The sequence below is a fragment of the Streptomyces sp. NBC_00820 genome, from assembly GCF_036347055.1.
Lineage (GTDB): Bacteria > Actinomycetota > Actinomycetes > Streptomycetales > Streptomycetaceae > Streptomyces.
In genome coordinates, this window is the sequence record NZ_CP108882.1 from 4071337 (window position 1) to 4094099 (window position 22763).

Genomic DNA, 22763 nt, shown 5'->3' on the forward strand with positions numbered 1-22763 from the left:
GAAAAGGAAGCCCATGGCAACAACCACACCAGCCGGTGTGCGGGCTCACGCCAAGCACGGGGGAGGCCCCGACCAGGCCCCCATGACGCACAAGCAGATCATGGAGGCGCTCTCCGGCCTGCTGCTCGGCATGTTCGTGGCCGTTCTGTCCGGCACCATCGTCTCCAACGCCCTGCCGAAGGTCATCGGCGACCTGGGCGGCGGCCAGTCCGCCTACACCTGGGTGGTCACCTCCGCCCTGCTGTCGATGACCGCGTCCACCCCGCTGTGGGGCAAGCTCGCCGACCTCTACAGCAAGAAGGCGCTCGTCCAGATAGCCCTGGTCATCTACGTCCTGGGCTCGGTGATCGCCGGCCTGTCGCAGAACCCCGCCATGCTGATCGCCTGCCGCGTGGTCCAGGGCATCGGCGTCGGCGGTCTGACCGCCCTGGCGCAGATCATCATGGCCGCCATGATCTCCCCGCGCGAGCGCGGCCGTTACTCCGGCTACCTCGGCGCCACGTGGGCCGTGGCCACCGTCGGCGGTCCGCTGATCGGCGGTGTCATCACCGACACGTCCTGGCTGGGCTGGCGCTGGTGCTTCTACGTCGGCGTGCCCTTCGCGGTCATCGCGCTGATCGTGCTGCAGAAGACCCTGCACCTGCCCGTCGTGAAGCGACAGGTCAAGGTCGACTGGGCCGGCGCCCTCTTCATCACCGCCGCCGTCTCGCTGCTGATGGTCTGGGTGACCTTCGCGGGTGACAAGTACGACTGGCTGTCGTGGCAGACGTACGCGATGGTCAGCGGGTCGATCGTGCTCGGTCTGCTCTTCGTCCTGATCGAGTCCCGCGCGAGCGAGCCGATCATGCCGCTGCGCCTGTTCCGCAACCGCACCATCACGCTCGCCTCGCTCGCTTCGCTGTTCGTCGGTGTCGCGATGTTCAGCGGCACGGTCTTCTTCAGCCAGTACTTCCAGCTGGCGCGCGACGAGTCCCCCACGATGTCGGGTGTCCTGACCATCCCGATGATCGCCGGTCTGTTCGTCTCCTCCACCGTCTCCGGCCAGCTCATCACCCGCACCGGACGCTGGAAGGCGTGGCTGGTCAGCGGTGGCGTGCTGACGGCGGCGGGCCTGGGCCTGCTCGGCACGCTCCGGTACGACACCACGTACTGGAAGATGGCCGTCTTCATGGTGCTGGTGGGCATCGGCCTCGGCATGATGATGCAGAACCTGGTGCTCAGCACGCAGAACCAGGTGTCGGCCGCCGACCTCGGCTCGGCCAGCTCCACGGTCGTCTTCTTCCGCTCCCTCGGCGGCGCGATCGGCGTCTCCGCGCTGGGCGCGGTGATGTCCCACAAGATCACCGACTACGTCAAGGACGGCCTGGCCGCCCTGGACCCGAAGTACGCCGCCGCCCTGGCCGGTTCGAACTCCTCCGGTGAGATCCCGGACATGGACAAGCTCCCCGCTCCGCTGCGCACGGTCATGGAGAGCGCGTACGGCCACGGCATCGGCGACGTGTTCCTGATCGCGGGCTGCCTGGCGGCGGCCGCCTTCCTGATCACGCTGTTCATCAAGGAGGTCCCCCTGCGGGCCAAGAGCGCTCCGGCGCAGGACACCACCGAGCCGCAGGCCGCCGAGACGGTCGCGGCCGCCGCCCAGACGCTCGCGGCCGCCGAGGCCGCCGCGCCCGCCCCCGAGCAGGTTCCGGTCCCGGCCATGGCCGTGGCGAGCACCGAGGAGGGCACCGGGGCGGCTCCCGCCGCACAGCCCGTCGCCCTCGCGGCCACGGACACCTTCGAGCAGCCCGGCTCCGCCGGCGTCCCCGTCCACGGCTTCGTCCGCGGCGCGGAGGGTGCCCCGGTCGCGCAGGCCGCGGTCACCCTGATCTCGCTCTCCGGCCGCCAGCTGGGCCGCGCGGTCACCCGGGCCGACGGCTCCTACGCGGTCGACGCGCCGGGCACGGGCTCGTACGTCCTGATCGCCGCCGCCGACGGCCACCAGCCGCAGGCGTCCACGATCGTCGTGCAGGACGGCCCGCTGTCGTACGACATCCTGCTCAGCGGGACCAGCGGGCTGACCGGTGTGGTCCGGGCGGCCGGGAGCGCGCTGCCGGTCAAGGGCGCGATGGTGATCGTCACCGATGTGCGCGGGGACCTGCTGGCCACCGCCTCCACCGGTGAGCAGGGCGAGTTCGGCTTCGCCGACCTGGTGCCGGGCATGGTGACCGTCGCGGTCAACGCGAGCGGCTTCCGGCCGCGCGCGCTGCCGGTCGAGGTCGCGGCCGCCGGGATCACCCGGGTCGAGGCCGACCTGGACGCCGGCGCCCGGCTCCAGGGCGTCGTACGGGCCCCGCACGGCCCGCTGGCCGACGCCCGGGTGACCCTGGTGGACCAGGCGGGCAACGTGACCGGCACGGCCACCACCGGTTCGGACGGGGCGTACGCCTTCACCGACCTGGACGGCGGCGAGTACACCGTCATCGCCACGGGCTACCCGCCGGTGGCCACCGCGCTGACCGTCTCCGGCCCCGGAGTCGACGGCCACGACATCGAACTCGCCCACCCCGGCGAGTAGTTCACCCCCGGCCCGTGGCGCGCGTGAAGGCGCGCGCCACGGGCCGGACTCTTTGCGACCAATTTTTAGGCTTTTACAGGGAGAAACGGGATGGGACTGACCGCGAGAATCCGCACCCGGGACGGATGGGCCGTGTCGCACGCGGTCGTCACGGTGACCGACTCGACCGGCAGGCAGGTGCTGCGGGCCGAGGCCGACCCCGAGGGGGCCGTGCGGGACACCACCGCTCTGGCGCCGGGCGCCTACACGGTGATCGTGACCGCCGTGGGGTACGCGCCCGCCGCCTCCAGCGCGATCGTCACCGCGAGCGGGCGTGCCGAGGTCGGCACGGTCACGCTGGCCCGGCAGGGCGGCACCGAGCTGCCGCCGCCCGGCCCGTGGACCATCGACCCGGCCCACTCCTCCGTCGGCGCCGTCGCCCAGCACCTGGGCATCTCCAGCGTGCGCGGACGGTTCACGGAGTTCGGCGGGACGATCGAGATCGCGCCAGGTGACCTCACCAAGTCCCGCGTGGAGGCGGTGATCCGGGCCGCGACCATCGACACCGGCAACGCGATGCGCGACACGCACCTGCGGTCCGCCGACTTCCTGGACGTCGAGCGGCACCCGGAGATCACCTACACGGGCGGCGAGCTGACCCAGGCCGGCCCTGACCGGTGGACCGTGCACGGCGAGCTGTCGATGCACGGCGTCGTCCGTCCGGTCGACCTGGACCTGGCCTACCTCGGCACCGGCGCCGACCCGTGGGGCGGCACCCGGGCCGCCTTCCGCGCCACGGCCGAACTGCACCGCGAGGACTTCGCGATGAACTACAACCAGATCCTCCAGGCCGGCATCGCCGCCATCGGCACGACCCTCAAGGTCGAGCTGGACATCCAGGCGGTCCAGGGCGACGCCCTGCCCGCCGCCTGAACCGGCGGGGCCGCCCGCCGAGAGGTGACGTCCTGGTCCTGCGCACAGCGGGATCAGGCGGACCGGGCCGCACGCGCTCTACGCTGCGGCCATGGCACCCCACATCGCGACGAACACCCGTGTATCCCTCGACGGACTGCTGGACTTCGTACGCCCCCGCCACCGCGCGATCCTGCTCACCCGCCGCGCCGACGGCAGCCCCCAGGGCTCCCCGCTGACCTGCGGCGTGGACGACTCGGGCCGCATCGTGGTGTCCACCTACCCAGAGCGCGCCAAGACCCGCAACGCCAGGAACGACCCCCGGGTCAGCCTGATCGTCCTGAGCGACGACTGGAACGGCCCCTGGGTCCAGATCGACGGCACCGCCGAGGTCGTGGACGCCCCCGACTCCGTCGAGCCCCTGGTCGAGTACTACCGCAACATCGCCGGCGAGCACCCCGACTGGGACGAGTACCGGCAGGCCATGGTCAAGCAGGGCAAGTCCATCATCCGGGTGACACCGGAGCGGTGGGGACCCGTGGCGACCGGCGGCTTCCCGGCCCGCCTGGCGGAGGAGGAGTAGCCGACCGGGCGCCTGGCGGTCGGTCGGCGGCCGGTGGCCGTCGGCCGGGCGCGGCGGCCGGTGGCCGGGGGCGGCGGGCGGTGGCCGGGGGCGGCGGGCGGCGGCCGGTGGTCAGGGGTCAGCGGTCAGCCGCGGGCCACCATCGCCTCGATGCCGGCGATCAGCAGGTCCAGGGCGAAGACGAAGTCGCGGTCCATCATCTCCGCGACCGTGTCCCCGCCCCGGGCCGCCATGATGTCCCTCGACTCCCGGTACACCTCGGCGGACCCCAGGGCCTCGGACACCAGGCTCATGGCCTGCTGGAAGTACTCGTCCGCGCTCAGTCCCGTGTCCGCGATCCGGGCGAAGAAGTGGCCCTCGATCGTGCCGTAGCCGTACACGAACTGGAAGACGGCCGAGATCGCCCCCGTCACCCCGTGCGCGGGCAGTCCCGTGCGGCGGACCACCCGCTGGACCACCCGGGAGAACGCGAGCGAGTTCGGGCCGATGTTGAGGAAGCGCCCGGCGAGCGGGGACAGCCAGGAGTGCCGCACCAGCAGCGCCCGGTACTCGGCGGCCAGCCCGCGCAGCTGGTCCCGCCAGCCGGCGTCCGGGTCCTCCAGGTCGGGCAGCGGCAGCTCTCCGAAGGCCGCGTCCAGGGCGAGTTCGAGCAGGTCGTCCTTGGTGTCGACGTACCAGTACAGGGACATCGCGGTGACGTTCAGCTCGCCGGCGAGGCGCCGCATGGAGAACTTCTCCAGCCCGTCGGCGTCCAGCAGCCGTACGGACACCGCGGTGATCCGCTCCCGGTCGAGCCCCGAGGGCTGCCCGCCGCGCCCACCGCGCCGGTCCTGCCGCTCCTGCCGGTCGTGCCGGTCGTGCCGGTCCTTCGCGTCCAGCCAGACGCTGCCCCGCGCCGCCCCCGCACCCGCCTTCGCCATCGACGCACCCTCCTGGAACTCCGGCCATCCCTCACGATGCTAGGCGCCGTCCGGGGGGCGGAGGGAACCGCGCTACCGGCCACGGTGAACCCGCGGCCGCGCGCCCGCCCCTGCCCCCGGCTCTCAGGCGGCCGCCCGCTCCGCGCGCCGCAGCAGCCCCGCCGCCAGCAACCCCCCGACCAGCACGGCGACGGCCCCCACCAGCTGCCCGGCCCCCAGCCCGGACGCCAGGGACTTCCCCGAGGCGACGGAGGAGCTGAGCACGGCCCCCAGCACGGCCACGCCGAGCCCGTTGCCGAACTCGGCCAGCGTGCCGTTGATCCCGGCCCCCACTCCGGCCTTCTCCGGCGGGATCGCGCTCATGATGGCGTGCGCCATGGCCGGGTTGGCGACCGCACACCCCACCCCGATCAGCACCAGACCGAGCAGCGTCCCCGCGTACCCACCGGAGTCCAGCTCCGCGATGGACACCAGCCCGAGCGCCATCACCACCATGCCCAGCGCGATCGACACCGGCGTCCCCAGCCGCGCCGCCCACTTCGCCGACAGCCCGGTGAAGTTGAGCAGGACGACCGACAGCGCCAGCGGTGCCGTGCGCAGTCCGGCCTCCAACGGGCCGTATCCGAGGACGGACTGCAGATGCTGGGTCAGCAGGAACAGCGCCCCGCCCATCCCGAAGGTGATGAGCACGGCCCCGGCGACCGCCCCCGTGAACCTGCGGTTCCGGAAGAACTGGAGGTCGACCATCGGCTCCTCGGTCCGGCTCTCCCAGAGCGCGAAGAGACCGAGCGCCACCACCGCCACACCCGCGGCGCCGAGCACCCGCGGCGAGGTCCAGCCGTGCCGCGGACCGGAGATGACCGCGAACACCAGCGAGGCCATGCCGACGGTCGACAGCAGCGCGCCGAGCAGGTCCGGACGGCCACCGCTCACGGGCGGGTTCTTCGACTCCGGTACGAGCACCACCGCCGCGGCCACGCCCAGCGCCGCCACCGGGATGTTGATCAGGAAGATGGCGCCCCACCAGAAGTGGTCCAGTACGAAGCCGCCGATGAGTGGGCCGGCCGCGAAGCCCAGCGAGTTCACCGCGCTCCAGATCCCGATCGCCTTCGGCTGCTCCTCGGGCGCGAAGATCTGCATCGCCACGGCGAGCGTGGTGGTCAGCAGCAGCGCCCCGCCGACGCCCATGCCGGCCCGCGCGGCGATCAACTGGCCGGTGGTGTCGGCGAGTCCGGCCACCAGCGAGCCGATCCCGAACAGGGCGAGCCCCGCGATCAGCATCTTCTTGCGGCCGTACCGGTCGGCGGCGCTGCCCGCGGTGAGCAGCAGGCCGGACTGCACCAGGGAGTAGGCGTTGATCATCCACTGGATGTCGGAGGTGGCCGCGTGCAGCGCGCGGGTGAGGGAGGGGATGGCCACGTTCAGGACGGTGTTGTCCAGCAGCACGGTGAGCTGGGCGAGGCAGATGACACCGAGGATCAGCCAGCGCTGGGGATGGCCTGCGGCAGGGGTCGTACGCGACATGCCGTACACCGTATAGGACCTGCTATACGGTGTACGGCTATTTTGGCCGGGGGTCAGGTGCCCGACGCTCGCGTCAGGTCGTAGAACGTGGCCGACCCGACCGTCACCTTCGTGAAGGTGCTCTCGACCCAGGAGGTGATCCGGGAGGCCGTACCGCTGCCGGCGCCCGCGCGGCCGCCCTCGCCCATGCCGCCGCCCATGCCGCCCATGCCGCCGCCGGCGATGAAGTAGTGGATCCTTCCGTCGGTCACGTACTTCTTGAACTGGGCGAGCGTCGGGGACGGGTCGGTGCCGTTGAAGCCTCCGATCGCCATCACCGGGTCACCGGTGGCCAGCTGGTAGCTCGCGGCGTTCTGGGAGCCGATGGACGCGGCGGCCCAGGTGTAGCGCCCGGCGTCCTTCTCCAGCAGCTTCTTCGCCGCGGCGGAGACGTTCGCGCCGTCCAGCAGGCCGCCGGCGCCACCGCCGGGACCACCCGTACGACCGCCCTCGCCGGGCACAGCGCCGCCGGGGAAGCCGCCGCCGGGGAAGCCGTTGGCCCGGCCGTTGCCCTGGCCCTGGCCCTGCGGGGTGCCGTTCTGGCCCGGTGTTCCGCCGCCGGGGAAGCCCTGCCCGGGTCCCTGGCCCTGGCCGGGCATGCCCCCGTTCCCGTTCGGTTGACCCTGACCCTGGCCCGGCATGCCGGGGGCGCCGAAGCCGCCCCGCGGTCCGCCGTCGGCGCCCGCGCCCCGGCGGCCGCCGCCGAAGCCCATCGCGCTCGCGCCCGCCGGGCCCGCCGTCGGAATGGAGCCGGTGTGCGCGGAGTCCACGGTGCTCAGCGTGTACGCCGTGGGACCGGCCAGCGCGGCCACGAGGGCCACCGACGCCGTGGTGAGCGCCAGGAGGCGGGAGAGCCGGCCCGCGAAGACCAGCCCCAGCGCCGCCACCAGGCCACCGGCCAGCACCAGCCACCGCAGCCAGGGCAGGTAATCGGGGGTGCGCTCCAGCAGGACGTACCCCCACACGCCGGCGGCCACCACGGAGGCCGCCAGGGTGAGAGCCGCCCAGGTCTCCCTCCGCCGTTCCCACAGCAGCCCGGCGCCCATACCGGTCACGGCGGCGGCGTAGGGCGCGAGGGCGACCGTGTAGTACTGGTGGAAGATGCCCGCCATGTAGCTGAAGACGGCCATGGTGATCAGCAGCGAGCCGCCCCACACCAGGAACGAGGCGCGCGTGACGGACGCGCGGCGCAGTCCGCGCGTGGCCCACAGGCCCGCGATCAGCAGGATCAGCGCGGCCGGGAGCAGCCAGGAGATCTGGCCGCCGACCTCGGAGCCGAACATCCGGTCCCAGCCGGTCTCGCCCCACCGCCCGGAGCCGTTGGCACCGCCCCCACCGCCACCGCCACCGACGCTTCCGGTCTCGTCGCCGCTGATGCGGCCCAGCCCGTTGTAGCCGAACGTCAGCTCCAGGAAGCTGTTGTTCTGCGAGCCGCCGACGTAGGGACGCGAGGACGCCGGCCACAGCTCGACGACCGCGACCCACCAGCCGCCCGACACCACGAGCGCGAGGGCCGCAAGACCCAGCTGCGCCAGCCGCCTGCGCAGCCGTACCGGACCGCAGACGGCGTACACGAGTGCCAGCGGCGGCAGGATCAGGAACGCCTGGAGGGTCTTGGCGAGGAAGGCGAAACCGATGGCGACACCCGCCCCCACCAGCCACCTGGTCCCGCCGTCCTCGACGGCACGTACGACGAAGTAGCAGGCCAGCGCCATCAGCAGGGCCAGCAGCGCGTCCGGGTTGTCGAACCGGTACATCAGCGCCGCGACCGGAGTGAGCGCGAGCACCGCGCCCGCGACGAGACCGGCCACCGGGCCGAACCGGCGGCGTACACCGGCGTACACGACCGCCACCGAGCCGACCCCCATGAGGACTTCGGGGACGAGGATCGCCCACGCGTTCAGGCCGAAGATCCTGACCGACAGCTCCATGGGCCACAGGAAGGCCGACGGCTTGTCGACGGTGATGGCGTTGCCCGCGTCCAGCGAGCCGAAGAAGAACGCCTTCCAGGACCTGCTGCCCGCCTGCACGGCCGCCGAGTAGAAGGAGTTGGCGTAGCCGGAGGCGCCGAGGTCGTACAGGTAGAGCAGGAGGGTGGCGGCCAGCAGACCCAGGAAGGCCGGGCGCACCCAGCGCGGGTCCTCGGGGTGGCCGCGCCACAGCCTCCGTACGACGGACGCCCGCACGGGCTCACCGGGCACGGACGCGGTGGGCGGCGCCCCGGCGGGCGGGCTGCCCTGCGGGGCCGACGGGTCGTAATGGGTGGTCATCGGGGGGTCTCCCTGATCGGACTCGTGGACGTACGGCGGGTTCACCGGCTCACCGGCTCTCTGATTCACCGGTTCTCCGGTCACCGGTTCTCCGGGAAGACCCAGGCGCGGAAGAGGAGGAAGCGCAGGACGGTCGCGGCGAGGTTGGCGGCGACGAGGACGGCCAGTTCGGTGGAGTGGGCGGGGGCGCGGGTGGCGGTGTTCAGGGCGGCCAGCGAGCCGCTGGTCAGGGCGAGTCCGACGGCGAAGACGACCAGGCCCTGCGCCTGGTGCCGTACGGCACCGCCGGGGCCGCGCACCCCGAAGGTGAGGCGGCGGTTGGCGGCCGTGTTGACGACGGCCGCGACGAGCAGGGCGAGCGCGTTGGCGGTCTGGGAACCGGCGAACTGCCGGAAGCCGCTGTAGAGGAGCAGGTAGAAGAGGGTCGACAGACCGCCGACCACGCAGAACCCGACGAGCTGCCTGGCCAGCCCTCTGGGCACGTCCTGGATCTCGCGGTCGCGCGGGTCGTCGCCGAAGGGCCGGGTGAGCCGGTCCAGCGGCAGCGAGCCGCCGGCCAGGGCCCTGCCGACACGCCACACGCCCTTGAGGTCGTCGGTCGCGGTCCGCACGATGCGGACCGTGGACTGTGGGTCGTCGACCCAGTCGACCGGCACCTCGTGGATGCGCAGCCCGGCCCGTTCGGCGAGCACCAGCATCTCGGTGTCGAAGAACCAGCCGGTGTCCTCCACCAACGGCAGCAGCACCTGGGCCACTTCGCGCCGGATCGCCTTGAAGCCGCACTGCGCGTCCGAGAAGCGGGCCTGGAGCGAGCCGCGCAGGATCAGGTTGTAGGCCCGGCTGATGAACTCCCGCTTGGGGCCGCGCACCACCCGGGAGGCGCGGGAGAGCCGGGAGCCTATCGCCAGGTCCGAGTGGCCGGAGATCAGCGGGGCCACCAGCGGGAGCAGGGCGTTCAGGTCGGTGGACAGGTCGACGTCCATGTAGGCGAGGACCGGCGCCTCGGAGGCGGACCACACGGCCCGCAGGGCGCGTCCGCGGCCCTTCCGCTCCAGCCGGAACGCCGTGACCTCGGGGATCTCCGCCGCCAGCCGGTCCGCCACCAGCGGGGTGGTGTCCGTGGACGCGTTGTCCGCGATCGTGATGCGGAAGGGGTACGGGAAGGTGCGTGTCAGGTGCGCGTGCAGTCCGCGCACGCACGGTTCGAGGTCCTTCTCCTCGTTGAGGACGGGGATCACCACGTCCAGGACGGGCGTACCGGCGTCCTCGGCCGGCAGGTGCTCCCGCGCCGGCAGGGCGCCGGGAGAAGAGTCGGTTCGCATGGACCGACTCTTCTCAACTGCCCTGTCGCACCCGTGTGGTGGCGCTGTGCGGGGGCTGTGAGTCCTGTTGCCCACCGGGACCGGAGACGCGCCCGACGGTTCCGGAGACCTGCCCGACGGCTCCGGAGACCGGACGCGGGGTGGGGGTGGCCGGGCTCGGGACGGGTGCGACCGGGCTCGGGACAGGTGCGACCAGGCTCGGGACAGGGGAGGCCGGGCTCGGGACAGGGGAGGCCGGGTCGGATGCGGGGGCGACCGGGTCGGATGCGGGCAGCCGGACGATGAACACGGTGCGCCCCGGGGCGCTTTCCACGCTCACCGCACCGCCGTGCGCGGCGGCGACGGCCCGCACGATGGCGAGCCCCAGACCGGTGGAGCCGGTGGCGCGGGAGCGTGCGGAGTCGCCCCGTGCGAACCGTTCGAAGACGTGCGGCAGCAGCTCGGGCGGGATGCCGGGCCCGTCGTCCTCGACGTCGGCGCACAGCCACGGCCCCTGACGCCGCACGCGCGCGGTGACCGTCGTACCGGGCGGGGTGTGGGTGCGGGCGTTGCCCAGCAGGTTCACCAGCACCTGCTGGAGGCGGGCCGCGTCGGCCGGGGCTAGCGCCGGTTCGTCGGGCAGGTCGAGCCGCCAGTTGTGGGCCGAGCCGACCGCGCGTGCGTCGCTGACGGCGTCCACGACGAGCGGCACGAGGTCGGTCCGCTCGAACCGCAGCGGCCGCCCCGCGTCCAGCCGGGCGAGCAGCAGCAGGTCCTCGACGAGGAGGGTCATCCGGCCCGCCTCGGACTCGATACGGCCCAGCGCGTGCCGGGTGTCCGGGCCGACCTGTTCGCGGCCGCGCCGGGTCAGCTCGGCGTAGCCGCGGATGGAGGCGAGCGGGGTGCGCAGCTCGTGGCTGGCGTCGGCGACGAACTGCCGTACCCGCGTCTCGCTCCGCTGGCGGGCGTGCAGGGCGTCGTGGACGTGGTCGAGCATGCGGTTGAGCGCGGCGCCGACCCGGCCGACCTCGGTGTGCGGGTCGCACTCCGCCTCCGGGACGCGCTCGCTGAGGTTCACCTCGCCGCTGTGCAGGGGCAGTTCGGAGACGCGGGTGGCGGTGGCGGCGACCCTGCGCAGGGGGCGGGTGGCCACGCCGACGATGACGGTCCCGGCGATGCCGGCGGCGACGAGCCCGGCGACGGTGACGCTGACCTCGATGAGGATCAGGGTGCCGATCGTGCCGTCGGTGTCCTTGGTGGGGATGCCGACGTAGAAGTCGCCGTTGGGGCCGTGGGCGTACTGCACCCGGTAGGAACCCAGCCCGGGCACCCTCACGGTGTGCGGCTGCCCGTCCCGCGGGACGGAGTCGAGGGCGGCCAGCTGGGCGCCGTCGAGGGACCTGGCAATCATCTGGAGGGTGGCGGCCGACTTCTGGCCCAGCTCGCCCTCGGTTGCACTGCCGTTCTCGACCTCGGCCGCGATGGTGAACTGGGGCTGTGGGCCGCGGGTGACGAATGCGGACAGGCTCTTCTCGCCGCCGAACCGGCCGGTGTGCCCGATGCCGGGCCCGGCCGCATTTCCTTGAGCTGTCGGCTTGCCCTGGCCCAGCGGCTCTCCCTGGCCGGGCGGGGCGAACTCCCCGGACAGGCGCCTGCCCGCCTCGTGCAGCCCGCCGTCCAGCTGCTCGTACAGATGCGAGCGCAGGGCCAGCGTGGTCACGGAGCCGATCACCGCGCACACCACGGCGATCAGCGTCACGGACGCGACGACGAGCCGTGTCCGCAGGGTGCGCGGCTGTCCCGCCCGCCCCCTGCGCGTACGCGGCCGTCGTCGCCCGCTCATGCCACGGCGGGCTTGATCAGGTAACCCGCCCCGCGCCGGGTGTGGATCATCGGCTCCCGGCCGGCGTCGATCTTCCTGCGCAGGTACGAGATGTACAGCTCGACGACATTGGCCTGGCCGCCGAAGTCGTACGACCACACCCGGTCCAGGATCTGGGCCTTGCTGAGCACCCGGCGCGGGTTACGCATGAGGAAGCGCAGCAACTCGAACTCGGTGGCGGTGAGATGGATGCTGTCCCCGGCCCGCCACACCTCGTGGCTGTCCTCGTCCAGGGTCAGGTCCCCCACCACGAGCACGGACTCCGAGCGGCGGTCCGCGGCCCCGGCCCGGCGGATCAGCCCGCGTAGCCGGGCCACGACCTCCTCCAGGCTGAACGGCTTGGTCACGTAGTCGTCGCCGCCCGCGGTCAGCCCGGCGATCCGGTCCTCCACCGCGTCCTTCGCGGTCAGGAACAGCACGGGCACGTCCGGAAGTTCACGCCTGAGCCGGCCGAGCACCGCCAGCCCGTCCATGTCGGGCAGCATCATGTCCAGCACGACGGCGTCGGGCCGGAACTCCCTAGCCGTCTGCACGGCCCCCTGCCCGTCCCCCGCACTCCTGATCTGCCAGCCCTCGTACCGCAGAGCCATGCTCAGCAGTTCGGTGATGGACAGTTCGTCGTCCACCACGAGCACACGGACGGGGCTCCCGTCCGGCCTCAGCAGTTCGGTGCGTCCTTGGGAGGAGGTCGTCGTCATGGTGGCCACCTTGTCGGCGACCTCTGAGAAGAGGCTTTCCTCAATCTGTGATTTCCCTGAGAAACGCACAGGTGACTCTCAGGGAACACCTGGGAACCGCTCACCCGTGACTGTGGCTGTGACCGTGGCTGTGGCTGTGCTCGACCCGGGCGATGTGGATCGTGTACCGCTCGAACCACCGCTCACGGCCGCGCCGTTTGGCCGCCAGGTGGTCGGGGTGCCGCCGCCACTCCTCGATCCCCGCGAGGTCGCGGAAGTAGGCGACGGAGATGGCGAGTCCGCCGGGGGTGCGGGCGAAGTCCTCGCCGAGGAAGCCGGGGACCTCCCGCACGAGGCGGGAGAGGTGGGCACCGGTGCGGTCGTACGCGTCAGGGTCCTCGGGATCGTCGGCCGTACGGGTGGAGGTGAACACGACTGCGTAATAAGGGGGTCGGAGGGCGGGGGTCGGACCGGGGACGACAGGACTGTCCTGCTGATCACTCATGGCGTCCACGATGTCCGCCGGCGCCGGAGCGGGTCCATGGACCTTGCCCAAAGGGATCCGTACGGGATCCAAGTCTTGACCTTGGCGGCCCGGATCAGAAGAGACCTTCCTGCTCCCTCCTGAACTCCCGGACCGGCAACGTGACTTCACTGAGCCCCGCACGCAGCGGGGCCAGTCGCCAGCCGGGCAGCAGACGGGTGTCGAGGACGACGACGCCCCGCCCGGCGACGGCGAGATGCAGATCGGGTCCGGCGGCGGCGACCAGCTCACCGCTCACACGGCCGCCCGCGAGAAGCTCCACCACGTCCCCGACGGCAGGGTCCGCGCCGGCGATCCCGAACACACCGACATGATCGACGACTTGGCAGGGTTCACGGGTGAGCGATTCGGGCCAGCCGCCGAGGTCGACCGCCCGCGCGTGCAACTCCGTGATCTCCGCCGCCCGTTCGGCCTCGGTCGCCGGCAGGGTGGACCGCACCGCCCGCTTCACGGCGTACGGGATCCGGTCCGGGACCTGGAGGGCGGCCCGGAGCAGCTCCTCGGTGCGCCGGGCGGCCATCAGCGGACCGGTACCGAGCCAGCTGAAACAGACGGCGCCCTGTTCGAGCAGCCGCGCCGAACCCCGCTCGAGGGCCGTGATGCCGACCTTGACCAGGCCGGGGCCGAACCAGGCCAGGTAGACGCGGTACGGCCGCGGGTCGTCCGCGATCGTGTCGGCGGCCACGGAGTGCGCCCGGTCCAGCCGCGCGCACTCCTCGCACCGCGCCCCCTTACTCCGCCCCGGCACCACCGCCCGCACCGGGCACGCGTTCCCCCGCGCGCCGACACACCCCCGCGCCGAGCCGTCCACGACCGCGAAGGCGACCCGCTTCCCCCGGGACAGCGCGCTGCGCCGTCCCCCGCCCCAGAGCAGGAGCGGCCCGTCCGGCGTCCAGCGCAGCCCGGAGCATTTCCATACGTGTGCGTCGTGTGCCATCACTCTTGAGGGTACGAGGAGGCGCTGACAGCGGTACGTGGACCGCGGCGCGCGGTAGCGTGTGAAACGGCCCGAAGCCGCAACCTCGCGATGCGACTTCGGGCCGTTCCTCTTCGGGCCGTTCCTCTTCGGGTCGTCCCTCTTCGGGCCGTCCCTCCGGCACACGGAGGCGGCGCCCGGCAAGATCCGGAAGACGGGTCCTACGGCAGCACGTACACCGGCCTCCCGTCCGCCGCACTGCCCACCTGCCGCATGCAGCCCCGCTTGATCAGCATCCGCACGCAGTCGTGGACACGGTCGAGGGTCAGTCCCGTACGGCCGGCGACCTCTTCCAGCCGGCAGGGAACGGGGCCCCTCACCAGCGCCGGCGCCAGGTAGGCGGCCACGGCGTGCACATCCTCGGTGACGACCAGGTTCTTCTCCCGCCAGGTCGCAAGCAGCCGCTGCGGTGTGATCACCGGGGGCGGGCCGGCCACGGGAGCGGGCGGCCGCAGCCGCTCTGCGATCACGTCAAGGGTGTCGGCGATCCGCCCGAGCACATCCTGCAGGCCGCCCGCGCGGGCACCAAGGACACTGAGGCGTGCGTCGATGCCGCCCAGGTGGTCGTTGGCACGGCCGAGGTTCTCGTCGACTCGGCCCAGATGTTCGCCGACTCGGCCCAGGTTCTCGTTGACTCGGCCCAACTGCTCGTTGCCCCGGCGCATCTGCTCGATCCGCTCCGACTGCGCGACCGCCAGCGCCTCGTCCGCCCGGATGTTCCGCTCCTCCAGCCTGACGATGGCGTCGGCGACCTGCTGCGGCATGAGGTACGCGGTGTCGCCGGTCGGGGCGGGCTGCACGGGGGCGGCCTCGAGAGTGTAGGAACCGTCGCGCTGGACGGTCGCGATCACTTCGGAGACCCAGGCTTTGAAGGGTGCGCACTCGGGCTTGGTGCAGCCGCTGACGAGGGCGATCAAACCCCGCAGACTGACCAGCTTCATCGACTTCTGCAGCCTGTGACCTGCGAGTTTGCGCAAGGCGTCTACTGGATAGACGCCTTGCGCAAACTCAGCGAGCCGCTTGGTGCAGTCCGGCGCGACGTGCCACAGGAGTGCTTGCCGCGTGTTCGCGTAGCCGAGATTCACCGCCACGTCCGCCGCCGGAAACCAGTGCTCGCCCTCCGGCGTTGTCAGCCTCCGCACCCGCGCCCCTGTGGCCGCGAACACGAAGTCGTTGACGTCGATCGCGTCCCGCCGCTGCTCCCCCGACTGTCCTGGTTGCCCCGACTGCCCCGACTGCGTGTCGTCGTACTCGTACATCGAGCATCACCTCCACCCCGGAAGCTAGGGACGCAAATCCCCAACTACCGTGCAGAGGAAGCACATTCACTCGATAGGTGTCAGAGGTATCGATTCCGCACCGGGTGTCACCCGGCCTCCCCGGGCACCGCAGCCCCCGCCACCTCGACCGACCGGCTGTCCCGCCCCCGTCCCGCCAGCCGGCAGGCCACGCACCCGGCATGTCCCGCCCGGGCCTGGGAGTCCCGCACCCGCATCCCCCACTGCCCCCGGGGCCGCACGCCCGGCGGCTTGCCCCAGCCGGCGAGATGGAGGGCCCAGGTGACCAGGACGCCCGCCCCCGCGATCACCAGCCCGGCTCCGACGGCCGGCAAGGAGGCCACGCACACCCCCGCCCCCGCCAGCCCGCTCCCGGCGGCGCCGATACAGAAACCGGTCCAGCCGGCGATCGTGTGACCCTCGTCGTGCAGACTCATGAGCGGCCCCCCAAGGACTCTGTCTCGTGGACTGAGAGATGCACGCCCGACTATCCCAGGCAGCGGAGAACTCAGGAAGACGGACGACAAGGCGAACGACGCCATTGCACCCGCCTCGCGGAAAGCCCGCACGCGAAACGCCGAAGGCCCCGGATCTCTCCGGGGCCTTCGGTCTGTGTGCACTCGGCAGGATTCGAACCTGCAACCTTCTGATCCGTAGTCAGATGCTCTATCCGTTAAGCTACGAGTGCTTGTTCTTTTGTTTTTGTCTCCGTTTCCGGCCCTTTCGGCCCGTCCCGGCGACAAGAAGAACATTACACGACTGCCACCGACATGTGAAATCCGTTAGGCATACCCCTTCTGACCTGCGGAAACGCCGATTCGGCGGCTCGCGGGCGTCGGCCGGAAACCATGCGGGAGGGCGGAGCGGGACAGGTCACTCCGGCCTTTGTGCGCCGAAGGCAAGCCCCTGCGCGGCTTCCAGGGATCTGAGTCGGCATCCGCGATCACCGGGAGCTTCCGTCAGACGGGGAGGACTGCCCGCTCGTCCGTGGCCCGTCCCTCGCGTCGGCGGCCAGGCCCGAACTCCCGTTCCCGGATCACCGCTTGGCACCCGCTGGATACCGACCAGGTCCGGGCAGCCCTCCGGGCAAGGCTCTTCGTGGGTGCGGGCAGGGCGGGTTCACCGTCCAGCGCGTGGGGTGCTGTGGCCCAGGTCACGTCCTGCCCAGGTGTTTCCGGTCGCGGCACGCACCCGGCCAACTCCCGCGACCGCCGAGTCGGAGTAGGAGTAGGAGATAGGAGTCGGACCCGGACTCGGACCCGGAGTCGATCACGGTTCGTCCCGTTGCCCTCGATCGGGAAGGGCGGGGCACGCGCCAGGAGCGCTGCTCACGCAAACGACTCAGGGAGCCCAGCCGATATCGGTTGGACTCCCTGAGTCAAAGGGCGGAGGCGGAGGGATTTGAACCCTCGATGGGCTTTAAGACCCAAACCGCATTAGCAGTGCGGCGCCATAGACCGGACTAGGCGACGCCTCCAGCACAACCACTCCCGCGAGCGCGCGAACGGTGCGTGCAGATGATGACACAGACGAGTGCGGTGTCACCAATCGCCACCCACGGTACTAGGCGCGGGGGCCACAGGGCAAAGGCCTTCGCCGGGCGAGGCGGCAGGTGGGGACACCGGAGGCGGACCGGGCCACCGGGTGAGGCCGCAACGTCCGGGGAGCGTGCGCGTTGGGCAGGCCATGGTCTCTTTCCTGCCGGGCGTCCCGCGGGACGTCCTCGTGTCGTCCCTCGCCGCCGCCGTCTCGTCCCTGGCCGCCCTCGGCGCCGCACCCGCCGCGGCCGTGTCCGCGTCCATCCCCACCTCCACCCCCGCGTCCGTCATGCCTCCGCCCGTTCGGACGGAGGACCGGGCCGGTGACCACCTCACGGTCGTCGTCCGGCAGGCCGGGCCCGGGCGGGACGGGACGTACGAGGTGTTCTGTCATCCCGCCGCCGGCCGTCACCCGAACGTGGAGGGGGCCTGCCGCGTGCTCGACGAGAACACGCGGTGGGGACAGGACACCTTCGCCCCGGTGCCCCCCGGAAGCATCTGCACCATGATCTACGGCGGTCCGGCCACCGCCCACGTCACCGGCACCTGGGCCGGCCGCCCGGTCGACGCCCGGTACGACCGCGGCAACGGGTGCGAGATCGGACGGTGGGACCGGCTGGTGCCCTTCCTGCCGAAGATCGACGCGTCCGCGTGAGGGGACGCGAACGCAGGGCGTGAGAGGAAGGGGCGCTCCTCCTCCCCCTCACGACATCACCCCTGCCGTCACCCCCGTCATCACCCCACCGTCACCCTGCCCTCACCCCCGCCGTCAGCGCCGCCATCACCCCCGTCATCAGCGCCGTGACCGTAAAGGTCCGGCGAAGGTCTCGGGGAGCCGGTGCGTGGCCGAGGGGGTGGGTGGCACGGCGCCGAACCCGCTCTGGAGGAGGTCCGCACGCCTGTTCACCGTCACTTAGTCGTGCGACCTCCCCCTCATCCGGCACCGCGCGCCCAACTCGTGCCTTTAGACTCCCTCGCGTGACACGCTGCGGGCCGGTTGGCAAGATGGCCCGAGCAGTCGGCAAGGTGCGGTAACAGGGAGGAAGCGTCTCGTGAGCAGCAGGCCATCCCGAGGCGCTGCTCGCCTCGCGGCGATACTCGACGCGCTGCCCGACGCGTTGGTCCTGGTCAACGCCAACGGGACCGTCGTGAACGCCAACACCATCGCCCTGGAGGCCTTCGAGGCCCCGGGGACGGCACTCGTGGGGCGTGGGCTGCTGGATCTGCTGCCCGAATTCGACTCCAGGCTCATCCCGGGCTCCATGCGGCGGCCCGATCACATGGACCCGCACGGACGGACCAAGCCGACGCGGATGGTCGCGCGGCGCACCGACGGGAACGAGTTCCCGGTCGAGGTCACCAGCGCGAACCTGGAGAACGGGCAGCAGGCGTACGACGGTTACGGCTACACCGGCGACGAGCTGCTGATGATCGTCGTACGGGACCTGTCCGGGACCGTGGACACCGAGGCCGAGCTGGCCCGTTCGCAGCGGCAGACCGAGATGATCCTGCGGGCGGCCGCCGAGGGCGTCGTGGGCACCGACACCGACGGGCGCATCGTGCTCGTCAATCCGGCCGCCGCCCAGATCCTGGGGTTCCGGGCCGGCGAGCTGGGCGGCAAGGAGCTGCACACGCTCTTCCTGCACTCCCGCGCCGACGGCTCCCCCTTCCCGTACGACGAGTCGCCGCTCGCCGACACCCTGCGCTCCGGGCGCAAGCACCGGGTGCGCGGGCAGGTGCTGTGGTCCAAGAGCGGGGACCAGGTCTCGGTCGACCTGACCACCGCGCCCGTGCGCGACGGCGACCAGCTCGTCGGCGCCGTCATGACCTTCACCGACCGGCGGCCGTACGACACCCTCGCCGACGAGAAGGCCACCCTGGAGAAGGCCCACACGGAAGAGCTGGAGAAGCTCTCAGAGGAGCACGCCTCCGACCTCACCGCGCTGCGCCAGCAGCACGTCAGCGAACTCGAGGAACTGCGCGAGCAGCACACCGCCGAACTCACGGAGCTGCGCGAGCAGCACGAGGAGGAGGTGGCCGCCGGCGAGGAGCGGTACGCCGCGCTCGGCGAGCGGGAGAAGGACCGTTACGAGGCCATCGCCGGGCGGTACGAGCAGCTGCTCACGCTGCTCGGCGGGTCCCTGCGCGGACCGCTGGACGAGCTGCGGCGCGAGCTGGCCGCCCTCGCCGCGGACGACGCCGGACAGCTGTGGCCCGAGGCCAACCAGGTGCTGCACCACCTGTCGGCGGGCTACTCACGGATCACGACCCTCATCGACAACGTCCTCGGCTACCAGCGGCTCGACGCCGGCACGGAGGACATCACCCGGACGAAGGTGATGCTCGACGCCGTCGTCGCCGCCGGTGTCGACGGGGCCGTCGAGCTGATCGGGCCGGGGCGCGTGCAGTTCGCCGTACATGCACCGCCCATCGAGGCCGAGGTCGACCCGCAGCGGCTCGCGACCGCGCTCGCGCACCTCGTGGCCGACGTGGCGGGTGTGGACGCCACCGGAAACTCGCCCGTCTCGACGGGTGGTTACCTGGACAACACGGTCGTGGTCGCCGCCGCGCAGCGCGGTGAGGTCGCGCGCATCGAGGTGCGCGGTCCGTACGCCGGGGGCGACTCGGTGCACGAGCCGATCGTGCGCGGAATCGTGCGCGCCCACGGTGGTGTGCTGCAGACGCACGAGGTGCCGGGCATGAGCGGCAGCGCCTACGTGCTCGAAGTGCCGCTCGGGGGCGGGGCCGGGGCGGTCGCCGCCCGGGTCCCGGACGCCGAGGACACCACGGCGGCGGAGAGCGCCGCGTCGGCCGATCAGGCGGCCGGCGGACGGCGGCGGGCCCGGCGGTCCTCCACCGACGCCTTCCTGGAGATCGACGTGCCGGGCCGGGTTCCGGCCGAGGGCGCGGGCGGTGACACCGAGGCGTCCGCGCCGACCGGTCGGCGCCGCAGGCGTGCCGGGGCGCCCGCCGAGGAGGCGGGGCCGCTCGCGATCGAGAGCGTGGAAGCCGTCGCCTCCGCCGCCTCCGGCGGCACCGGACGGCGGCGCGCACGCCCCGCCGAGATCGGTGCCGGTGCCGGTGCCGGCGAAGCGTTGGCCGAGGGCGCTATGGGCGCCGTGGGCGCTGTGGTGACCGCGGCCGAGCACGCGGCGGGAGCCGCCGCCTCCGGTTCGGGGCTCGGCGGCGCCGTGCCGCCCCGGGGCGTACCCGTGGCCGCCGGGCAGCGTGCCCCGCACGACGACAACCGGGCCCAGGCGGCCCTGCCGCCCGCACTGCCGGCGGCGACGGGTGGCCAGGCGGCTCCGGGTGCCGAGGCGGTCACGGGCACCGACGCCGACGCGGACGACGACGCACAGCCGACCGGGCGGCGCCGGCGTGCGCTGGCCGCGGCCGCGGAGCGTGCGGCGGCTCAGGAGGCGGGCGGTCGTCCGGTCTTCGCGCTGCCCCCCGCCGAGGCCGACCGCTCGCCCGAGCCCGCCGAGGCGGGGACGGGTGTTCCGGCAGGCGTTCCTGCGGGTGTTCCCGTGGGGCCCGGGGCACTGGCGCCGGCGCCCGGCGGCGACGGGCGGCACGACGCCGTACCGCTCGACCAGAGCGAGGACCACACTCCGCCTCAGCCGCATTCCGCCACCGCTCCGACCGGCCGCCGCAGGCGGGCCGTCGCACCACCGGCGGAGGCCCCGGAGGCCGTACCCACCGTGCAACCGGCCGTGCAGGCCGTTCCCGCTCCGATGGCGCCGGTCCAGGGCGTTCCCGCTCAGCAGGGCGTTCCGGTTCAGCAGGGCGTGGCCGCCGCCGGTCAGCCGGTCCCCGGGGCCGGTATTCCGGCCCAGGGTGCGGCCGTACAGGGTGTCCCGGCCCCCGTGCCGGCACAGGTTCCCGGGCAGGTTCCGGCACCGATCGCCGCGCAGGCCGCCCCCCGCCAGGCGGTGCCGACCGCCGGCGCCGTCGTGCCGGCGCCGGGCGTCCCGGGTCAGGGAGTGCCCGTGGCTCCTGGCCAACCGGTTCCGGCGCAGGTCGCGCCCGGCCAGCCCGTTCCGGTGCCCGCGGCCTCCGGCCAGCCCGTTCAGGTTCCGCCGGGCCCGCCCGTACCCGCGCAAGCCGTTCCCGGGCAGCCCGCCCCGGCCCAGCCGCAGGCCGTGGCCGCCCCGGCACCGCAGCCCGTGCCGCAGGCCGGTCAGCCGGCCGCGGCTCCCGCCGCCCAGCCGCTCCCGGCCCAGTCGCTCCCCGTCGAGGCCGCCCCTGGCGCGCCGCAGACCCCCGCCGCCGGGGTGCCGCAGCAGTGGCCCGGTACCGATGACACGTCCGGCGTGGGTACGCCGGTCCCGCAGGCACCGCAGATCCCCGCACCGGCCCCCGCTCCGGTTCCCGCGGCGAACGCCGCCGCCCAGCCGCCGCGGGCCGCGCAGCCGTTGCCCGCCGAGGCGTCCGGAGCGGCCGTGTACGACCCGAACTCCACGCAGGGGCGGGCGATCAGCGTGCGGACGCTGGGGCAGGGCGTGCCCTTCGCCCGGCAGGCCGCACAGGTACAGCTGCCGGGCGCGACGCCGCCCCCGCACGCCCCGGGCGGAGGTGGCCGCCGGCGCAAGCTGGGGACCCCGCCCGACCCGGGCGCGCGCGCGGAGTCGCAGCCGGAGCAGGCGGGCCGGCCGAACCCGCCCGCCGAGCCGCTGCCCGCACAGCCGTCGGGCGCCGGACAGTCCCGGCTCGCCCCGACCACCGAGGGCGCCGGACGGTCGTACGCCATAGGCGCCCCGGACGCGAACGCGGACGAGGGGCCCGAGCCGCTGGACGGTCCCGGTGGGGCCGTCGAGGTCTCGGACACCCCGCGCCCGCAGCCGATGGACGACGAGCTTCCCCCGGAGCCGCTGGACAACCCGCGCCGGCTGCTGGTGTGGCCCGCGCCCGACGTGACGACCCAGCAGGCACTGAGCGACCGCGGCTACCGGCCCGTCGTCGTGCACTCCCGCGAGGAGGTCGCCGCGCAGATCGCGGCCTTCCCGGCGGCGCTGTTCGTGGACCCGCTGACCGGTCCGATCACCCGTACCGCGCTGCAGTCGCTGCGTCAGGCGGCGGTCGCGGCCGAGGTGCCGGTGCTGGTCACGGCCGGGCTCGGACAGGCGACCCGCGAGGCGGCGTACGGCGCCGATCCGGCCGTACTCCTGAAGGCGCTGGCGCCGCGCGACAGCGAGCAGCACCCGCCGAGGGTGCTGCTGATCGAGGAGCACGCGGAGATCGCGCTGGCGCTGACCTCGACGCTGGAGCGGCGCGGGATGCAGGTGGCGCGGGCCGCGAACGACAACGACGCGGTGACGCTGGCGGGGCAGTTCAGGCCGAACCTCGTGGTGATGGACCTGATGCAGATCCACCGGCGGCAGACCGGGGGCACCGGGATCATCGACTGGCTGCGCGCGAACGGGCAGCTCAACCGCACCCCGCTCGTCGTCTACACCGCCGCCGTCGACCCGGCCGACCTGCCGAGGCTGGCCTCGGGCGAGACGGTGCTGTTCCTCGCGGAACGGTCCACCAGCGACGAGGCCCAGGCCCGGATCGTGGACCTGCTGGCCCGGATCGGCACGAACTAGAGCATCGGCACGCGCGGGGATCCGACACCGGCCGGTGTCGCGGTACCGGCCGGTGGCCCGATGCCGGTGGGGTGTGGAGGGCGCCGGCCCTCAACCGCCGTCGCCCGCATGGCCTGGCGGCGGCGCATGGCTGGCGGCGGCCATGACCCGGTGGCGGCGTGGCGGCGTGCCCGACGCAACGGCGTGGCACCCCTGT

General features: G+C 73.0%; 14 protein-coding genes, 2 tRNA genes and 1 pseudogene. 5 read left to right on the forward strand and 12 right to left on the reverse strand.

Annotated features, from left to right (window positions below):
- The first annotated feature begins 13 nt into the window (after positions 1 to 13).
- The 3 genes from OIB37_RS18465 to OIB37_RS18475 all read left to right on the forward strand — a co-directional run bounded on the left by OIB37_RS18465 (position 14) and on the right by OIB37_RS18475 (position 4031).
- Complete coding sequence (locus OIB37_RS18465; protein ID WP_330458701.1) at positions 14 to 2557, forward strand: MFS transporter; 2544 nt, start codon at positions 14 to 16, stop codon at positions 2555 to 2557.
- Between the two features lie 90 nt (positions 2558 to 2647).
- On the forward strand, positions 2648 to 3469 hold the full coding sequence (locus OIB37_RS18470; protein WP_330458702.1) for a YceI family protein: 822 nt from the start codon (positions 2648 to 2650) through the stop codon (positions 3467 to 3469).
- Positions 3470 to 3560: 91 nt separating this feature from the next.
- Positions 3561 to 4031, forward strand: coding sequence for a PPOX class F420-dependent oxidoreductase (locus tag OIB37_RS18475; RefSeq protein WP_330458703.1), 471 nt, complete (start codon positions 3561 to 3563; stop codon positions 4029 to 4031).
- 125 nt (positions 4032 to 4156) lie between these two features.
- Here the strand turns inward: OIB37_RS18475 and OIB37_RS18480 are convergent, their stop codons facing one another.
- The 12 genes and pseudogenes from OIB37_RS18480 to OIB37_RS18535 form a co-directional block, all read right to left on the reverse strand.
- On the reverse strand, positions 4157 to 4951 hold the full coding sequence (locus tag OIB37_RS18480) for a TetR/AcrR family transcriptional regulator (RefSeq protein WP_330458704.1): 795 nt from the start codon (positions 4949 to 4951) through the stop codon (positions 4157 to 4159).
- Positions 4952 to 5074: 123 nt separating this feature from the next.
- Positions 5075 to 6475: an MFS transporter gene (locus tag OIB37_RS18485; RefSeq protein ID WP_330458705.1), complete on the reverse strand. Its 1401-nt coding sequence runs from the start codon at positions 6473 to 6475 to the stop codon at positions 5075 to 5077.
- Positions 6476 to 6528: 53 nt separating this feature from the next.
- On the reverse strand, positions 6529 to 8784 hold the full coding sequence (locus OIB37_RS18490; RefSeq protein ID WP_330458706.1) for a glycosyltransferase family 39 protein: 2256 nt from the start codon (positions 8782 to 8784) through the stop codon (positions 6529 to 6531).
- Positions 8785 to 8867: 83 nt separating this feature from the next.
- A pseudogene (locus OIB37_RS18495) lies at positions 8868 to 10106 on the reverse strand (glycosyltransferase); the annotation flags it as partial.
- Positions 10107 to 10119: 13 nt separating this feature from the next.
- Entirely contained in the window at positions 10120 to 11928 is a 1809-nt protein-coding gene (locus OIB37_RS18500) for a HAMP domain-containing sensor histidine kinase (RefSeq protein WP_330458708.1), read from the reverse strand.
- Complete coding sequence (locus OIB37_RS18505; RefSeq protein ID WP_330458709.1) at positions 11925 to 12665, reverse strand: response regulator transcription factor; 741 nt, start codon at positions 12663 to 12665, stop codon at positions 11925 to 11927. The genes OIB37_RS18500 and OIB37_RS18505 overlap by 4 nt, the downstream gene beginning before the upstream one ends.
- A gap of 100 nt (positions 12666 to 12765) precedes the next feature.
- Positions 12766 to 13149, reverse strand: coding sequence for an antibiotic biosynthesis monooxygenase family protein (locus OIB37_RS18510; protein ID WP_330458710.1), 384 nt, complete (start codon positions 13147 to 13149; stop codon positions 12766 to 12768).
- Between the two features lie 94 nt (positions 13150 to 13243).
- Positions 13244 to 14125: a DUF2797 domain-containing protein gene (locus tag OIB37_RS18515; RefSeq protein ID WP_330458711.1), complete on the reverse strand. Its 882-nt coding sequence runs from the start codon at positions 14123 to 14125 to the stop codon at positions 13244 to 13246.
- Between the two features lie 200 nt (positions 14126 to 14325).
- Positions 14326 to 15423: a BRO-N domain-containing protein gene (locus tag OIB37_RS18520; protein ID WP_330458712.1), complete on the reverse strand. Its 1098-nt coding sequence runs from the start codon at positions 15421 to 15423 to the stop codon at positions 14326 to 14328.
- Between the two features lie 107 nt (positions 15424 to 15530).
- A complete protein-coding gene (locus OIB37_RS18525) occupies positions 15531 to 15878 on the reverse strand; it encodes an HGxxPAAW family protein (protein WP_330458713.1) in 348 nt (115 codons plus the stop codon).
- Positions 15879 to 16056: 178 nt separating this feature from the next.
- Positions 16057 to 16129, reverse strand: a tRNA-Arg gene (locus OIB37_RS18530).
- A 698-nt stretch (positions 16130 to 16827) separates the two neighbouring features.
- Positions 16828 to 16918, reverse strand: a tRNA-Ser gene (locus tag OIB37_RS18535).
- Between the two features lie 209 nt (positions 16919 to 17127).
- Here OIB37_RS18535 and OIB37_RS18540 point away from each other — a divergent pair.
- Entirely contained in the window at positions 17128 to 17634 is a 507-nt protein-coding gene (locus OIB37_RS18540; protein WP_330461887.1) for an SSI family serine proteinase inhibitor, read from the forward strand.
- Positions 17635 to 18031: 397 nt separating this feature from the next.
- Positions 18032 to 22567 carry a hybrid sensor histidine kinase/response regulator gene (locus OIB37_RS18545; protein ID WP_330458714.1) on the forward strand — a complete coding sequence of 1512 codons (4536 nt, stop codon included), beginning with the start codon at positions 18032 to 18034 and terminating at the stop codon, positions 22565 to 22567.
- Positions 22568 to 22763: the final 196 nt, after the last annotated feature.

Excerpts from the sequence above, each read along its gene's own strand:
- OIB37_RS18505 (WP_330458709.1), bottom strand. The coding sequence starts at position 12,665 with ATGACGACGACCTCCTCCCAAGGACGCACCGAACTGCTGAGGCCGGAC.
- OIB37_RS18490 (WP_330458706.1), bottom strand. The coding sequence starts at position 8,784 with ATGACCACCCATTACGACCCGTCGGCCCCGCAGGGCAGCCCGCCCGCC.
- OIB37_RS18475 (WP_330458703.1), top strand. The coding sequence starts at position 3,561 with ATGGCACCCCACATCGCGACGAACACCCGTGTATCCCTCGACGGACTG.
- OIB37_RS18465 (WP_330458701.1), top strand. The coding sequence starts at position 14 with ATGGCAACAACCACACCAGCCGGTGTGCGGGCTCACGCCAAGCACGGG.
- OIB37_RS18470 (WP_330458702.1), top strand. The coding sequence starts at position 2,648 with ATGGGACTGACCGCGAGAATCCGCACCCGGGACGGATGGGCCGTGTCG.
- OIB37_RS18525 (WP_330458713.1), bottom strand. The coding sequence starts at position 15,878 with ATGAGTCTGCACGACGAGGGTCACACGATCGCCGGCTGGACCGGTTTC.
- OIB37_RS18540 (WP_330461887.1), top strand. The coding sequence starts at position 17,128 with ATGGTCTCTTTCCTGCCGGGCGTCCCGCGGGACGTCCTCGTGTCGTCC.
- OIB37_RS18515 (WP_330458711.1), bottom strand. The coding sequence starts at position 14,125 with ATGGCACACGACGCACACGTATGGAAATGCTCCGGGCTGCGCTGGACG.
- OIB37_RS18485 (WP_330458705.1), bottom strand. The coding sequence starts at position 6,475 with ATGTCGCGTACGACCCCTGCCGCAGGCCATCCCCAGCGCTGGCTGATC.
- OIB37_RS18500 (WP_330458708.1), bottom strand. The coding sequence starts at position 11,928 with ATGAGCGGGCGACGACGGCCGCGTACGCGCAGGGGGCGGGCGGGACAG.
- OIB37_RS18520 (WP_330458712.1), bottom strand. The coding sequence starts at position 15,423 with ATGTACGAGTACGACGACACGCAGTCGGGGCAGTCGGGGCAACCAGGA.
- OIB37_RS18510 (WP_330458710.1), bottom strand. The coding sequence starts at position 13,149 with ATGAGTGATCAGCAGGACAGTCCTGTCGTCCCCGGTCCGACCCCCGCC.
- OIB37_RS18480 (WP_330458704.1), bottom strand. The coding sequence starts at position 4,951 with ATGGCGAAGGCGGGTGCGGGGGCGGCGCGGGGCAGCGTCTGGCTGGAC.